14 protein-coding genes and 1 riboswitch are annotated in these 15790 nt (G+C 39.4%); of the genes, 6 read left to right on the forward strand and 8 right to left on the reverse strand.

Features of this window, described 5'->3' with window-relative positions:
• The first annotated feature begins 227 nt into the window (after nt 1-227).
• Nucleotides 228-788, forward strand: coding sequence for a transposase (locus ACKVEV_RS11495; RefSeq protein ID WP_409366622.1), 561 nt, complete (start codon nt 228-230; stop codon nt 786-788).
• Between the two features lie 40 nt (nt 789-828).
• Here the strand turns inward: ACKVEV_RS11495 and ACKVEV_RS11500 are convergent, their stop codons facing one another.
• The 3 genes from ACKVEV_RS11500 to ACKVEV_RS11510 all read right to left on the reverse strand — a co-directional run bounded on the left by ACKVEV_RS11500 (nt 829) and on the right by ACKVEV_RS11510 (nt 4363).
• Complete coding sequence (locus ACKVEV_RS11500) at nt 829-2598, reverse strand: SulP family inorganic anion transporter (RefSeq protein WP_409366623.1); 1770 nt, start codon at nt 2596-2598, stop codon at nt 829-831.
• 93 nt (nt 2599-2691) lie between these two features.
• Nucleotides 2692-3045 (reverse strand): ArsR/SmtB family transcription factor, encoded by a 354-nt coding sequence (locus tag ACKVEV_RS11505; protein ID WP_409366624.1) that lies wholly within the window; start codon nt 3043-3045, stop codon nt 2692-2694.
• A 127-nt stretch (nt 3046-3172) separates the two neighbouring features.
• A complete protein-coding gene (locus ACKVEV_RS11510) occupies nt 3173-4363 on the reverse strand; it encodes an MDR family MFS transporter (RefSeq protein WP_409366625.1) in 1191 nt (396 codons plus the stop codon).
• A gap of 272 nt (nt 4364-4635) precedes the next feature.
• On the opposite strand from ACKVEV_RS11510, the gene ACKVEV_RS11515 reads away from it, so the two are divergent.
• Both ACKVEV_RS11515 and ACKVEV_RS11520 read left to right on the forward strand, forming a co-directional pair.
• Entirely contained in the window at nt 4636-5592 is a 957-nt protein-coding gene (locus tag ACKVEV_RS11515; RefSeq protein ID WP_409366626.1) for a TIGR01212 family radical SAM protein, read from the forward strand.
• Nucleotides 5589-6167, forward strand: coding sequence for a class I SAM-dependent methyltransferase (locus ACKVEV_RS11520; RefSeq protein ID WP_409366627.1), 579 nt, complete (start codon nt 5589-5591; stop codon nt 6165-6167). Before ACKVEV_RS11515 ends, ACKVEV_RS11520 begins: the two co-directional genes overlap by 4 nt.
• 318 nt (nt 6168-6485) lie before the next feature.
• Here the strand turns inward: ACKVEV_RS11520 and ACKVEV_RS11525 are convergent, their stop codons facing one another.
• Entirely contained in the window at nt 6486-7994 is a 1509-nt protein-coding gene (locus tag ACKVEV_RS11525; protein ID WP_409366628.1) for an alanine/glycine:cation symporter family protein, read from the reverse strand.
• A gap of 129 nt (nt 7995-8123) precedes the next feature.
• Nucleotides 8124-8930: an alpha/beta hydrolase gene (locus ACKVEV_RS11530; RefSeq protein ID WP_409366629.1), complete on the reverse strand. Its 807-nt coding sequence runs from the start codon at nt 8928-8930 to the stop codon at nt 8124-8126.
• A gap of 135 nt (nt 8931-9065) precedes the next feature.
• Here ACKVEV_RS11530 and ACKVEV_RS11535 point away from each other — a divergent pair, with 135 nt between their 5' ends.
• The gene (locus ACKVEV_RS11535; protein ID WP_409366630.1) at nt 9066-9578 is read left to right on the forward strand and encodes a gamma carbonic anhydrase family protein; all 513 of its coding nucleotides are present in this window, start codon (nt 9066-9068) and stop codon (nt 9576-9578) included.
• Nucleotides 9579-9905: 327 nt separating this feature from the next.
• Here ACKVEV_RS11535 and metK read toward each other — a convergent pair whose 3' ends face one another.
• Nucleotides 9906-11102 (reverse strand): methionine adenosyltransferase, encoded by a 1197-nt coding sequence (gene metK / locus ACKVEV_RS11540; protein WP_409366631.1) that lies wholly within the window; start codon nt 11100-11102, stop codon nt 9906-9908.
• A 255-nt stretch (nt 11103-11357) separates the two neighbouring features.
• Nucleotides 11358-11475, reverse strand: a riboswitch (SAM riboswitch).
• A 200-nt stretch (nt 11476-11675) separates the two neighbouring features.
• On the opposite strand from metK, the gene pckA reads away from it, so the two are divergent.
• On the forward strand, nt 11676-13262 hold the full coding sequence (pckA, locus tag ACKVEV_RS11545; protein WP_409366632.1) for a phosphoenolpyruvate carboxykinase (ATP): 1587 nt from the start codon (nt 11676-11678) through the stop codon (nt 13260-13262).
• 91 nt (nt 13263-13353) lie between these two features.
• Nucleotides 13354-14301, forward strand: coding sequence for an alpha/beta hydrolase (locus ACKVEV_RS11550; RefSeq protein WP_409366633.1), 948 nt, complete (start codon nt 13354-13356; stop codon nt 14299-14301).
• Nucleotides 14302-14516: 215 nt separating this feature from the next.
• Here the strand turns inward: ACKVEV_RS11550 and ACKVEV_RS11555 are convergent, their stop codons facing one another.
• The gene (locus ACKVEV_RS11555; RefSeq protein WP_409366634.1) at nt 14517-15293 is read right to left on the reverse strand and encodes an alpha/beta hydrolase family protein; all 777 of its coding nucleotides are present in this window, start codon (nt 15291-15293) and stop codon (nt 14517-14519) included.
• A complete protein-coding gene (locus ACKVEV_RS11560) occupies nt 15277-15744 on the reverse strand; it encodes an NUDIX domain-containing protein (RefSeq protein ID WP_409366635.1) in 468 nt (155 codons plus the stop codon). Before ACKVEV_RS11560 ends, ACKVEV_RS11555 begins: the two co-directional genes overlap by 17 nt.
• Nucleotides 15745-15790 lie beyond the last annotated feature (46 nt).

The raw sequence follows: 15790 nt of genomic DNA on the forward strand, positions 1-15790 counted from the left end.
TCCCAAAAAGCACAAGCCTCTTTTTAACGGTGCCAGGCACGCACACAATTCTCACACAATTTCCAAAAAAATTATTTCCTATCATTTTTCAATAGTGTTATGAAATTTTCAGCCTTTTTCTGCTAACAAAATTAATAAATTCGTTATTTACTTAACTTTCGTCCATTTGACGCCTTTTACACTCCTTTTTTATGCTAAAGAAAACGGTAAAAGGAGGAACGATTTTCGTGCCAAGAAAAAAACGACTTTGGTCCCCAGATCATTATCATCATGTAGTGATGCGTGGCAACAATCGTCAAACTATTTTTTTGACTGTTGACGATTATGATGCATTTTTTCGTGTCTTGCAATATGCCTACCATAAATACACGTTTAGCATCGTTGCCTATTGCATTATGTCTAATCACTATCATCTGCTAGTTCGCTCACCTGAAGTACCACTAGGGAAATTAATGGCGGTCATTAATTGGCGCTATAGTAATTACTTCAAAAAGAAATATGAATATTGCGGGCATTTGTATGAGAGTCGCTATTTTGCAGACCTTGTTCCCTCACAACGAGATTTACTTAGTGTAAGTCGCTATATCCACCGCAATCCCATTTCAACCGCACCACCTATCGTTGACAACATGGAGGATTATCCATATAGCTCCTATTATCACTATAAGCATAATACACCATCTGTCTTTCCCTTCCTCGATACCAGTATTCTCAAATGTTACATATCTCAAACATCGCAAGCTTCACTCTCATATTGCGGATATTGCGAAGTTCAACAAAACGAATAATGGTGCATAGCATCCAACTAAAAAAGCTTCACACGACCTATTATCGTGTGGAGCTTTCACTAAATTGTCCTAAATTGTCAGAATTTTTTGCGTGCCTGTCACTCGATAAATGCGTGCATTCGCGGAAGGCAAAGTGTTTGCAACCGAGGCATTTATTGCTATCCAACTCTTTTAGTGCCCTGTTAATTGCTTCTCCCGTATGCTCATAGAAATTATCATTACCTATTTGATCGTATACCCCATTATGCATTAGTGTTGCTTTTACCTCTTCCTGCACACCTGTTACTAACACCGTGCCACCTTTTGTAGTGAAGTTTTCCACAACGTGGCTAAAATAAGATACCCCCGTCGCATCCATAAAAGGCACTTTTCCCATCCGTAAAATTAAAACCCTCGGTTGGTCGTGCATTGCAGGGAGTAATGTGTCTTCAAAAGTTTGCGCTGCGCCAAAAAATAGTGGACCCTCTATCGTATACAGACTAATTTGTGGACAGTCGTGCTTTTGATTGACCACTTGAGGCTGAACCTTGCCGCTCTTTTTTGTATGATCCGGTAAAACTTTATGAACAACCAATTTCTCACTCATTCGTTTAACAAACAATATAATGGCCAAACCTAGCCCGACTTCAACAGCGATCGTTAAGCTGGTGAAAACCGTCAGCAAAAATGTAATGATTAGGACAAGTGAATCGCCTGATTTCGCTTTGGCAATATGAGCAAAATGCTTGCGTTCACTCATATTCCACGCCACAACCATCAACACTGGTGCCATACTAGCTAATGGTATATACGAAGCAAAAGGCGCTAATAACAATAATGTTATTAACACAAAAACACCATGAATTATACCAGACATCGGGGAAGCCGCTCCCGTTTTAATATTCGTTGCAGTCCGCGCAATTGCCCCCGTAGCAGGAATGCCACCAAACAATGGTGTGACGATATTCGCGATCCCTTGTCCGACAAGTTCTCGATTGCTGTTATGCTTACTGTTTGTCATTCCGTCAGCCACAACCGCCGATAAAAGCGACTCAATACCACCCAACATAGCAATGACAAAGGCAGGTCCAATTAATAATTGCAATTTCTCTAACGTCATTTCAGGTATCTTAAACGCTGGGAGTGAATTTGGAATTTGACCGTAAGCTGTTGCAATGGTTGCCACTTGCCCTGAAAAAAAGAAGGTAGCAACAAGCGTCGAAACAACGATGCCAACTAATGCGCCCGGTACTTTCGGAAAAATTTTAGGTGTACCCACAAGCAAAACAAGACAAACGATTGCGATGAAAATACTGTTATAATTCGTTGTACTAATATGCAAAAAGAGTTCTTTCATATTGGCAATGAAGTATTCATGGCGTGTAATATTCGTCAAACCTAAAAAATTCGCTATTTGACCAGTAAAAATAATGACGGCAATTCCCGCTGTAAAACCGATCGTAACAGGACGCGGAATAAATTTTATGAGGGAGCCGAGCTTAAAAATGCCCATTAAGCATAACAAGACACCTGCCATTAATCCTGCAAGCAATAAATTTTCATAGCCATACGCTAAAACAATTGCTAATAAAATTGGCACAAAGGCGCCCGTAGGTCCACCAATTTGATACTTTGAACCACCAAATAATGAAATCAGTATCCCTGCAATACACGCTGTATAAATACCGTATTCAGGTTTGACACCAGAAGCGATGGCAAAAGACATGGCGAGCGGAATTGCTACAATGCCAACGATAATTCCAGACAATAAATCCTTTTTCAAATGATCAACTGAATACCCTTCAAAACGCCCCGTAAACAGTGATTTCATATAGTAATCTTCCCTTCGAAATAAAAGTTCACCGAATCAAGTCCGTTTTTTTCTTTAACACTTGGCTGTTTTTAATGGGGATATAATAAAATCTTATATGCTCTCTTCTTCATTTTCGCTAACAGTCATTTCTTCTAATCTAGAAATAGTATGAATTAGATGGTTGTTAAAAATGTCTTTAGCCACACGCAACAACTCCACAATCATCGGATCACTCAAAGAATAGTAAACTTTTTTCCCCTCTTTCGTCCCAAAAACAATGTTTTTCGCCCGTAATACACTTAGTTGCTGTGACACTGCCGAGCCCTCTTTTTCGAGACAACTTTGAATCTCATTGACACTTTTCTTACCATCTACCAACAATTCTAGAATTCTTATTCGTAACGGGTGTGCTAATGCTTTAAAAAAATCGGCTTTAAACTGTTGTAAGCCCTCCTCCACCTTCATCCCCCCAATTTCATCTATACATATTCAAATATTTGAATATGTATGATTGTATCCCTTTAGCAAATCGATTTCAATGTGAAAAATAAAAAAAGCGAATGATTTCTCATCCGCTTCATACAAATTGTCTTTAATTTTCAGAATTGTTTGCGTGCCTGTCACTCAACAGTAACGGTCGGTCATAGATAAGACATGGGAAAATGCCGATTAATACAATGACCACTAAAATCGAAACAAGTGCAATCATACCAAACTGATCCACCATAATACCGCCGAACAATGGCCCAATCATACGCCCTGCCGTTGCCGCACTATTAATAATGCCCTGGTAGAAACCTTCGCGTCCTTTTGGTGACAGCTGATTGGCAATGGTCGGTAATGCTGGTGTATAAAACATTTCGCCAAATGTTAATACGACCATTGCAGCGGCAAACATTTTAAAATCCTCTGCGAATGCTACAATGCCAAACGATGCTGCAATAAGTATAATACCAAAGACAAGTTGTCGTTTTAGTTGATGTTCCCAACGGCGCACAAGGGGTGCGATTAGCGGCTGGCCAATTACTATTAGAAGTCCATTTATCGTCCAAAGCAAACTATATTGTTTTAATCCTAAACCTAAATCCTGCGTATAGGAAGAGATGGTCGCACTCCATTGTGAATAAGCAAGCCAACATAATACAGAAGATGAACTTAAAATTAACAGTGCATAAAATGGTGCTTTATTGGTAATACGTTTACTCTCACTCACAACATTTTTCAGTGCCACACTTTGCGAATCGATTCCTCTAAATGTAATTAACGCGATAAAGAAAAACAAAATATACATTGCTAAATTGACGACAAAAACATAATCAAAGCGATAATCCGCAACAATCCCTGCTAATGCCGGACCAACAGCAACACCTACATTTTGTGCTAAATAAATCGCATTAAATGCCTTACGTCCACCTTCAGGCCAAGCCGCCCCTGCCAACGCAAACATCCCTGGAAAGACAATGCCTCCGCTAAATCCAAGTACCGTTAAAAACCACACATAATGCGGCCAACCATGCCAAATTGTTAAGCCGATTAACGAAGCAACCGTCAATAGAATTCCGATCATTATCGATTTATAGCCACCAATTCTATCAAATAAATAGCCACCTAATAGATTACCTAACACACCAGCTGCTGAATTTAACATTAAGACAAAGCCCGCCATTGCAAGTGTCTTTCCTAAATAATCATGCATATAAATGGCATTTAAAGGCCATAAAAAAGAGTTGCCCGTCGTGTTCACAAGCATACCGATAATTAAAAACCAAACACTTTTTGGCATATCCTTGACCTCCATTATTTCGTTTCTCTAAATAGCTAGTTTATGCTGAAAAGTAAAAAAGTACAAGGAAAATAAATTTACCCTTTCTTCATAAATAACTCCTTATTTTTCGCTTAAAAATTAACTACACTACACTCTTTCAGTAGCCATCCACTGTCCTTCCAGCATCATTGAAAAGCAGATCGTTTTTAAGCATTCCTACATATTAAAATTCTTATATATGACGGAACCTTATGCACATGATAAAATATAACGTTAGAGGAGTGAAATACATGACAGAAACAAACTTTCCTTTTCCCTCAGAGGGGAAAAGATATTATACATGGAATCGCTATTTACGTGATCAGTTCGGTCATAAAGTATTTAAAGTAGCGCTGGATGCAGGCTTCGATTGCCCAAACCGTGATGGCACTGTGGCATTTGGCGGTTGTACTTTTTGTAGTGCTGCAGGGTCAGGAGATTTTGCGGGTAATAAAGTAGATCCTATTGATGTGCAGTTTGCTGAAATTCGCGATAAAATGCATCAAAAATGGAAGGATGGCAAGTATATGGCTTACTTCCAAGCATATACAAATACCCATGCACCGCTTCCTGTCTTAAAAGAAAAATTTGAGGCAGCATTAGCGCAAGAAGGTGTAGTAGGACTTTCCATTGCAACGCGCCCTGATTGCCTACCAGATGATGTTGTTGAGTATTTAGCTGAATTAAACAAACGCACATATTTATGGATTGAACTTGGACTACAAACGGTTCATGAAAAAACAGCCAACCTTATCAATCGCGCCCATGACTATGCAACATATGTAGAAGGTGTTGAAAAACTACGTAAACATGGCATTCGTGTTTGCTCCCATATCATTAATGGTCTTCCACTAGAAGATTACGATATGATGATGGAAACTGCTCGAGCAGTCGCAAAGCTCGATGTCCAAGGCATTAAAATTCATTTACTTCACCTTTTAAAAGGGACGCCAATGGTCAAGCAATATGAAAAAGGCATGCTCGAATTTTTAGATCAAGACGTTTATACAAAACTAGTAGCTGATCAATTAGAAATTTTACCACCGCAAATGGTCATCCATCGTATAACAGGCGATGGACCAATTGATTTAATGATTGGGCCAATGTGGAGCGTCAATAAATGGGAAGTATTGAATGGTATTGATGCGGAGTTAGAACGCCGTGGTAGTTGGCAAGGCAAATTTTATAATGCTGAGGTACCAAAATGAAGCTTCAACGCGTCTTGCAATATGCACAACAGTTATTAGTAGAGACGATTAAAGAAGGCGATACAGTTGTAGATGCCACAGCAGGAAACGGCCATGATACTTTATTTTTAGCTCAACTTGTCGGAGATAATGGACAAGTTTATGCGTTTGATGTGCAAAAAAATGCTGTCGATGCAACCTTGCATCGCCTGCTAGATAACGCATTGGAACATCGCGCCCTTGTGTTACATACGGGGCACGAAAATCTAGCTAAACATGTCCAAAAGCCAGTTACGGCTGCTATTTTCAATCTTGGCTACTTACCAGGTAGTGACCATGAAGTCGTAACCAAACCGAATACCACGATTTTAGCACTTAAAGATTTACTACAACTGCTAACAATCGGAGGCTTAATTGTCCTTGTTATTTACCATGGTCATCCAGGTGGCAAGGAAGAACGAGACGCTGTGATCGAATATGTTAGTCAGTTACCACAAAAATACGTACATGTGTTAAAATATGAGTTTTTAAATCAACAAAACGATCCACCCTTTGTTATTGCTTTAGAAAAAATGAAAGACTTGCCTACCGATTAATTCCTTATATAAAAGTCCGAAATTAAATTTTCGGGCTTTTTCTTATCCCTCGTATACCGGATATCACTAAGCATTATGATGCCATACCATTTACTATAGAAAATACTGTTTCTATATAACTTTAAGCTACATATTAGATAACTAACACCATTGATCTCAGCTGCGGGCGGACGCTTTCCACGGGCACAACGTAAGCCACACCCCTCACAAAAGCGCTGAATGCCCGCATCTTACGTTGTGTGCTGGTCCGGCAGAAGTTGCCGAGCTCTTTATCCAAAAACAAAAGTCCTCTCATTTCGAGAGGACTCTTTTTATGCACTATTTATTTTGACGCTTGTCATTGTAATCAATCCAGAAATCTGCACCTTTAATTCCTAGTTTACGAGGATCGAAAACAGGGTCTTTGCCTTCTTTTTTCTGTTTCTCGTAATCTTTTAAAGCAACAATCGCTGGTTTCATAATAATTAAAATCGCAATGACGTTAATCCATACCATTAAACCTAAACCAACATCCCCCATTGCCCAGGCAAGGTCTGATGTACGAATCGTTCCGTAAAATGTTGCAATTAAAAAGGCAATCTTCGCTATCCAAATGAAAATCTTTTCAGTTTGCCCCGAGAATAAATACGCCACATTGGTCTCAGCTATATAGTAATACGCCATGATTGTCGTAAATGCAAAGAAGAATAGCGCGATTGCTACGAATTCTGAACCGATACCTGGCAATGAAGTTTCCACCGCATATTGTGTATACGCTGCACCTTCTTTAATACTTTTCGCAAACGTAATTTGTTCGTCTCCTGTCAGACCGTTTTGATTAAACTCCCCAACGTAAATAAACGGATCTGTACCTTCTGCTGCCTTTTCATTCTGCACATTATACATACCTGTAAATAAAATCATAAATGCAGTAGCTGAACAAACTAGTAATGTATCAATGTAGACAGATGCTGCTTGCACAATACCTTGTTTAGCAGGGTGTGAAACTTCCGCAGCTGCGGCTGGATGCGCTCCAGTTCCTTGACCAGCTTCGTTTGAATAAATACCACGCTTAACCCCCCAAGCGATCGCCGAACCAATAATGCCCCCAAATATTTCTTGTGCACCAAAAGCACTAGAGAAAATTAAAGAAAATACTGCAGGCACTTGTGAAATGTTCATAAAAATAATAACAATTGCCATTAAAATATAAGCTAAAGCCATGAACGGTACTACTACTTGCGCAACATTTGCAATCGATTTAACCCCACCGAAAATAATGGCACCTAAAAGTACAATAATAATGATACCTGTAATCCAAGATTCCATTCCGAAAGCGTTTTCAACAGCAACCGAAATTGCATTCGATTGAACACCAGGCATTAATATTAACATGGCGATTAACGCTGCTATCGCAAAAATGACCGCAAACCATTTTTGACCCATTCCTTTTTCAATGTAAAAGGCCGGACCACCACGATATTCTGTATCTTTCTCTTCTTTATATATTTGCGCTAATGTCGACTCAACATAAGCCGTCGCCGCACCGATGAAAGCAATTGCCCACATCCAGAAAATTGCACCAGGCCCCCCCATAGCGATTGCAGTTGCCGTACCAGCAATATTACCTGTACCTACACGACCTGATAATGCAATCGACATTGCCTGGAAAGAAGAAATTCCTTTTTCCGATTTTTCCCCTTTAAACATTAAAACAAACATATCCTTAATGAGTCTTACTTGTAGGAAACGTGTAATGATTGAAAAGAATAATCCAATCAATAAAATACCATAAATAAACCACGGTCCCCATAAAATACTGTTCAGAAAACTTACAATACCTTCCATTTTACCCCTCCCAAAATATGAATATTCTTACTTTAAGACATTATAGTATTACATTTTTCTGAAAATTACAACATTATTTTTAAGTTACTATACATCTTATTCAACAATATTTTTCGGGAGGGAAACATTCTAGCGAATTATATAGCCAATTCTACGCAAAGCATTATTAACAAAATCACGAATATAGAGAAAAATCTCTTCCCGCTCTATTTCATGGAAAAGATTATGGTAGCACTTCGCCCACTCTTTAAATTGAAATTCAGCAAACTCTTGCTGATGTAGCCAATTACGTGTTTGTCTTGTTTCCGTAATACTATCCTTTTCACCAGTCATAATAAGCATCGGCGTATTCGGAAACTCAGCTTTCGGCATGATGGCCAAATTGCGCATCATTTGTTGCAGTTCTCGATACCACTTCACTGAGATCACGGACTTAAATGGAAACTCATCTTGCATTTCCTCTCGTCCCTCAATACTACGTGTTAATTTCTCAAAAGTAATATCGTGTGTCATTTTAACGCTCGCCGTCAAAGCACTTAAGCTCGTTAATGCATTTGATAGTTTACCTGGTTGTAAATTCAAATGTAGCCAAGGCGATGTTAAAACAATTCCTGCACACTCGTATTTTCTCTTATGCATCGTATGTAGTAATAACGTTGCTCCTAGTCCATGCCCTATTAAAAACACTGGCAAATCATATGAAAAAGCATTCTCAATTAAATGCCTCGTATATTTGTTGTATTCTTTAAAGTCCTCATCATGGACACGTGAGAGTTTTGCATTTGCCCCATGATTCGGTAAATCCCCCATGACTACGTGGAAGCCTTCCATTCTGAGTTTTTCAATAAGCCATGCGTACCAACGGTGATTTTCATATGCACCGTGAACAATAGCAATCACAGCTTTCGCTTGTCCATCAGCTTCCCATTTCCACATTCACATAGTCCTCCTAAATAAATAGTTACACAATGATTATAACGAAATATGCTCGTTAGTATAAAATTATATTTGCATAAAATTGCGTATTTGATACGATAATACTACATTAAAGTAAGAAAAGAGGCGATTAGCATGATTTATCCGTATAAAGACAAAACACCTACTATCGATCCATCTGTTTTTATTGCTGACTATGCAACCATTACGGGTGACGTAACGATTGGAGCAGAGACAACCATTTGGTTTAACACCGTTATTCGAGGCGATGTATCTCCAACAATAATCGGTAAACGCGTAAGTATCCAAGACCTTTGTTGCCTACATCAAAGTCCAAAATTTCCATTAATAATCGAAGATGAAGTAACCGTTGGGCATCAAGTGACATTACATAGCTGTACAATTCGAAAAAATGCGTTAATCGGTATGGGATCAATCGTGTTAGATGGGGCAGAGATTGGAGAAGGTGCATTTATTGGTGCGGGTAGTCTTGTACCTCCAGGTAAAGTCATTCCCCCTAATTGCTTAGCATTAGGACGTCCAGCTAAAGTTGTACGAGAATTAAATGCTGAAGATAAAGAAGATATGGAACGTATCGTCCGAGAATACGTAGAAAAGGGACAATATTACAAATCTCTTCAAAAATAATGGATACTCGAAATGTGAGTACGTGCTCGCATAATAAACAATTTTATAATGGATAAAAATAAATTCGCGATTCCCTTTCAAGGTACAACCTTACAGCAATGTTTGCTTGCTGAACGTAAAAGGATAGACGCGAATTTTTTTTGCTATCAATTGCCGCTACGATACATCCAGATTTTCCAGGCTAACTCAAAAAGCGCCTCTTCAATCTGTGATAACCGCCAGGATTCAAACTTTAAAAGCAAGATAAAAAGGGGCTATCGAACAGCCCCTTTCACTAAAGCATTTGCGCATGTTTATCACAATTACGAATGCTCTTTACAAAACAGCTTATAGACGAGCTTTTGCTCTTAATGCATCAGCCTTGTCCGTATTTTCCCAAGGCACATTTAAGTCAGTACGTCCAAAGTGACCGTAAGCCGCCGTTTGTTTGTAAATTGGGCGACGTAAATCAAGCATTTTAATAATGCCAGCAGGACGTAAATCAAATAGTTCACGCACCCATTTTACGATGTCGCTTTCACTTACTTTGCCTGTACCAAATGTATCAACAGCAATGGATACCGGTTGTGCGACACCAATAGCATAAGCAAGCTGTACTTCAGCACGTTCTGCTAAACCTGCAGCAACAATATTTTTCGCCACATAACGTGCCGCATAAGCAGCTGAACGGTCTACTTTTGTAGCGTCCTTACCAGAGAATGCACCACCGCCGTGACGCGCATAACCACCGTATGTATCAACGATGATTTTACGACCAGTTAGTCCAGCATCACCTTTTGGACCACCAATAACAAAACGGCCAGTTGGGTTAATGAAATATTTCGTTTGAGCATCTAATAATTCACTAGGCACTACTGGTGCAATGACGAACGCTTTTAAATCTGCTTGAATTTGCTCCAGTGTTGCGTCTTCATCATGTTGCGTCGAAATAACGATCGTATCCACACGAACTGGGATATTGTTTTCATCATACTCAATTGTCACTTGTGTTTTACCATCTGGACGTAAATAAGCTAATTCACCTGATTTACGTACTTCTGTTAAACGACGAGCTAATTTATGCGCTAAACTAATTGGTAAAGGCATTAATTCAGGTGTTTCATTACATGCGTAACCAAACATTAAGCCTTGGTCACCTGCGCCAATTGCTTCGATATCAGCATCAGTCATTGAACCTTCACGAGCTTCTAAAGCTTGGTCTACACCTTGAGCAATATCCGGTGATTGTTCACCAATGGCTACTAGTACTGCTAAGTTTTCAGCATCAAAGCCGTATTTACCGCGTGTATAGCCGATTTCTGCGACCGTATCACGCACAATCCCTTTAATATCTACATAAGTAGAAGTCGTGATTTCCCCTGCAACTAATACTAACCCTGTTGTGACAGTTGTTTCACACGCTACACGTGCATTTGGATCTTCCTTTAAAATAGCATCTAAAATAGCATCCGAAATTTGGTCACAAATTTTGTCTGGATGTCCTTCTGTAACACTCTCTGATGTAAACAATCGACGGTTTGTCATTTAGTTTTCCTCCTATTACTCTTACAAATAGCATTTGCGAAATGAATACGGTACTCATTACCCATGTCAAGTTCGCTCCTAAAGGATTGAACTTCCAAGCCGTTGTTGCTTTTAACATGAGGATTTCGAAAGATCCGTCATTATAATAAGGAAAGAATTGTATATACTTACCTTTACATTCATTATGAAAATAAAAAAAATCCTTTTCTCACGTACTGTACATGAGGAAAGGAATAATGACTTCGTAACCTTTCACTCTTATCGTTCAAGGGTTATCCCCTTGCATCAGGTTGGCACCAGCGCATGTCGTGAATGGTTCATGCAGGTTGCCGGGTTTCACAGGGCCTGACCCTCCACCAGCTCGGGATAAGAGTATCCGTTCAATTTCTCATCTTACGTAAAAGGTCGAACGTTGTCAATTATTTTATGACATTTTGCAGAAAAGTATTCAAAACTCGAAAATAATTTTTGAATTAGTATAGATTATTAAGGCAATTGTGTTATACTATTTTTGAAATTAAGAAAAACTCCCTTAAACGAGGGAATATTATAAAAAAGGATGGTATTTAATCGATGAATTCAGTAGAAATTGCAAACGAACTGAAGGAATTATTAAACGGCGGGAACATTAACGTTCAACTTTCAGTACCACAATTAGCGGAAAAAGCTACATCTCGTGGTGAGGCTATGTTAACAGTAGATGGCGCAGTTCGTGCAGAAACTGGCAAATACACTGGTCGTTCACCTAAAGATAAATATACGGTAGAAGAAGAAAGCACAAAAGATCAAATTGACTGGGGAAAAGTAAACCAACCAATTTCTTCCGAAGTGTTCGATAACTTATATGTAAAAGTAGTTAAATACTTAAAAGAACGTGACGAATTATTCGTATTCAAAGGTTTTGCAGGTGCTGACAAAGATTCACAATTAAGCATCCAAGTAATTAATGAATATGCTTGGCACAATCTTTTCGCCCATCAATTATTTATCCGTCCAACAAAAGAAGAATTAGCTTCTCATGTTGCTGACTTCACAGTTATTTCAGCTCCTAACTTTAAAGCTGATCCAGCTGTTGATGGTACAGCTTCTGAAACATTCATCATTGTATCGCTTGAAAAGAAAATCATCTTAATCGGTGGTACTGAATACGCTGGTGAAATGAAAAAATCTATTTTCGGTATTATGAACTACCTATTACCACAACAAGGCATCCTATCAATGCACTGTTCAGCAAACGTAGGTGAAGCTGGCGATGTGGCATTATTCTTCGGTTTATCTGGAACTGGTAAAACAACTTTATCAGCTGATCCTGACCGCAAATTAATCGGTGATGATGAGCATGGCTGGTCTGACAATGGTGTATTCAACATCGAAGGTGGTTGCTATGCAAAAACAATCAACCTTTCTGCTGAAAAAGAACCTGAAATCTACAACGCAATCCGCTTCGGGTCTGTACTAGAAAACGTAGCTGTAGATCCTGAAACTCGTGTTTGTGACTACGATGATGGTTCATTAACAGAAAACACACGTGTTGCTTACCCAATTCAATTTATTGAAAATATCGTTGATCCATCTGTTGCAGGTCATCCAAAAACAATCATCTTCTTAACAGCTGATGCATTTGGTGTATTACCTCCAATCAGTAAATTAACAAAAGAACAAGCAATGTATCACTTCCTAAGTGGTTTCACATCTAAACTTGCAGGTACTGAACGCGGTGTAACAGAACCAGAACCAGTATTCTCTACATGTTTCGGTTCTCCATTCCTTCCACTTCCAGCAACTGTTTATGCTGAAATGTTAGGTCAAAAAATCGACGAGCACGGTGCTCAAGTATTCTTAGTGAACACTGGTTGGACTGGTGGCGAATATGGTACAGGTAGCCGTATGAAGCTTTCATACACTCGTACAATGGTACGTGCTGCAATCGATGGCAAACTAAATAATGTTGAAACGACGCAAGATGCTGTATTCGGCTTACACATCCCGACAGCAGTTGAAGGTGTACCAACAGAAGTGCTGAACCCACGCGATGCATGGGCAGACAAAGCCGCTTACGATGAAAAAGCTGCTGAACTTGCTGCTTTATTCAACGACAACTTCAAGAAATTCACTAATGTTTCTGAAGCTATCACTAAACTTGGTGGTCCTTTAAAATAATGTTGTGACGAAGGGAACGATTTATTCGTTCCCTTTTTCTTTACCCTCTTCTCTAAAATTTACTCTACATAGATCGTATTGGAGGATACATATGAACAAAAAATACAAAATACTAGTTGGTGTCGTCGTCTCATTAATCATCTTGTTTATTGGGGCTGGTTTTATTGCAGGCAATTATTTTTATAACCTAGCGTTAAATCCGCAATCTGACAAATCAGCTGTTCTTGAAGCACCGCATAATTTGATTGATGCAAATCCGAATGAAGTGAAAGAGAAAGAAGCGCGTGAAAAATGGTTTAACAGTCATTACGAAGAAACAACCATTCAATCCGTCGATCAACTAAAGCTTCATGCCTATATTCTTAAAAATGAAAATAAAACAAATAAATGGGCACTGATTTTCCATGGCTATTCAAGTGATGGATTACAGATGACCAAGTATGCTAAACACTTTTATGATATGGGCTACAATGTACTCATTCCAGATGCGAGAGGTCACGGAAAAAGTGAAGGAGACTATATTGGAATGGGCTGGCATGATCGACTCGATGTCGTATCATGGATTGACAACACCGTTCAATCACAACATGATGCAGAAATAGTTCTATTTGGGGTTTCTATGGGAGGTGCCACTGTTATGATGGCATCAGGTGAAAAGCTTCCTTCCAACGTCAAAGCCATTATCGAGGATTGTGGTTATGCTTCTGTATGGGGAGAATTTTCATATCAACTAAAAGCAATCTTCCATTTACCAGCCTTTCCGATTATGTATTTTGCATCCGCTGTCACAAAAATGAAAGCTGGCTATACACTGGGTGAAGCGGATACGGTGAAGCAAGTTGCTAAATCACAAACGCCAATGCTCTTTATACACGGAACTAACGATACATTCGTCCCTTCTTCTATGCTTGATGAAGTATATGAAGCGGCCAATGTGCCAAAAGAAAAATTACTGGTGGAAGGTGCTGGACACGGTAGTGCTGAAAGTGTTGCAGGCGCAACATACTGGGACACCATTCAATCGTTCTTAAGCAATTAAAGTGCCAGGCACTCACACAATTCTAGGTACTAAATTAGTAAAAATCCACTGAGACTTCTGCGGTAATGTCCAAGATGTAAGAGGCAATAAACCAAGTATAACATTGGTCGCTTCTTATCTCGTACCCACGGAAAACACAGCGGATTTTTACTATTATTAGCCATCCACAGTGCCAGGCACTCACACAATTCAAGACACTCACACAATTTAGAAAGTTACTGTTTCTTCATCCATTCACACAAAGCACGTACTGTTTCACGATTTTGTGCTGGTGGATATTGGTGTGCAAATCGGTGATCATACCACGTTTCATACGTTTTATTAGCATCCTCTAAGTAAAATGCTAATTGCCTTGCATGTTCAATATCGACATTTTCATCACGATAGCCGTGAATAATCAGCACGGGTGCTGTAATGTGTTCAACTTCAAATAAAGGTGTGCGTGCATCATAGGCTTCGGGTACACGATTAGGCGTTCCTCCAATAACACGTTTCATCATACGACGCATATCGGCACGTTCCCAATAGGTAGCGGTAGCATCAGAGACACCCGCCCACGTCACAACCGATGTTATATCCTTACGCAAAATGGCTGTCCACAGCGCCATAATACCGCCACGTGAAAAGCCAAACACATGAATATGGTCATTGCAAAACTGCTTTAGCACATCGACCCCATGTACGGCATCGTATCGATCTTGGCCGGCAAATTCATCACGACCTTCTCCACCGCGATTCCCACGATAGTAAGGCGCAAAAACGATAAAGCCTTGTGCAGCAAACTGTGCAATTCGCGCTGGCCTTACCATACCGATGCTTTGCATGCCACCACGTAAATACAAAATACCATCATATGTACCTTCTGCTTTAGGCTCCGCTAGTAAGCCTTTGACCCGTAATCCAAGTGATACATAAGTTATTTCCGTTAAGCGAATAGCTGGATTTGGTGAAGGGTATGGACGTTTTTTAACTATTTCACCATTGCTTGTCAACGCGCTTCAGCTCCTCTAGCATTTTTAGCATGCCTTCATCCTTCATATGAAAGCTTAAATTTGGATGGTTGGCAAACTCTTCATCAGTAAGCCAGACCATACCTGCTGTCTCCAAATCAAAGGCTACCTTGTCCTGCCTAACAAATTGCGCAGTAAACACTGTTTTACAAAACAATACTTCACCGTGCACAGCATATTCCGCAAACCATCGAAGATTTTTTACATGCACACCCGTCTCTTCAAATACTTCTCGTACAGCCGCCTGTTCTAATGTTTCGCCTGGTTCTACTTTGCCACCTGGGACTTCTACTCCTCGGCGTTTATGAATCGTACATAACCATTTTTGTTCATGCTTTAAAAAGACAAGGACATGCTTTGGTTCAACTTGAAACTCGCCTTTTGTAAAGCTTAAATCCACTTGGTAACCATTTAAATCTGTAAATGAAAACATTCCATTCCACTCCTATTATTATATTGTAACGAATGTATTCATTATG

This window comes from Lysinibacillus sp. 38-6 (assembly GCF_046245175.1).
Taxonomy (GTDB): domain Bacteria; phylum Bacillota; class Bacilli; order Bacillales_A; family Planococcaceae; genus Lysinibacillus.

Coding starts and splice junctions, on each gene's coding strand:
- ACKVEV_RS11500 (WP_409366623.1), bottom strand. CDS start 2,598: ATGAAATCACTGTTTACGGGGCGTTTTGAAGGGTATTCAGTTGATCAT.
- ACKVEV_RS11505 (WP_409366624.1), bottom strand. CDS start 3,045: ATGAAGGTGGAGGAGGGCTTACAACAGTTTAAAGCCGATTTTTTTAAA.
- ACKVEV_RS11510 (WP_409366625.1), bottom strand. CDS start 4,363: ATGCCAAAAAGTGTTTGGTTTTTAATTATCGGTATGCTTGTGAACACG.
- ACKVEV_RS11515 (WP_409366626.1), top strand. CDS start 4,636: ATGACAGAAACAAACTTTCCTTTTCCCTCAGAGGGGAAAAGATATTAT.
- ACKVEV_RS11520 (WP_409366627.1), top strand. CDS start 5,589: ATGAAGCTTCAACGCGTCTTGCAATATGCACAACAGTTATTAGTAGAG.
- ACKVEV_RS11525 (WP_409366628.1), bottom strand. CDS start 7,994: ATGGAAGGTATTGTAAGTTTTCTGAACAGTATTTTATGGGGACCGTGG.
- ACKVEV_RS11530 (WP_409366629.1), bottom strand. CDS start 8,930: ATGTGGAAATGGGAAGCTGATGGACAAGCGAAAGCTGTGATTGCTATT.
- ACKVEV_RS11535 (WP_409366630.1), top strand. CDS start 9,066: ATGATTTATCCGTATAAAGACAAAACACCTACTATCGATCCATCTGTT.
- metK (WP_409366631.1), bottom strand. CDS start 11,102: ATGACAAACCGTCGATTGTTTACATCAGAGAGTGTTACAGAAGGACAT.
- pckA (WP_409366632.1), top strand. CDS start 11,676: ATGAATTCAGTAGAAATTGCAAACGAACTGAAGGAATTATTAAACGGC.
- ACKVEV_RS11550 (WP_409366633.1), top strand. CDS start 13,354: ATGAACAAAAAATACAAAATACTAGTTGGTGTCGTCGTCTCATTAATC.
- ACKVEV_RS11560 (WP_409366635.1), bottom strand. CDS start 15,744: ATGTTTTCATTTACAGATTTAAATGGTTACCAAGTGGATTTAAGCTTT.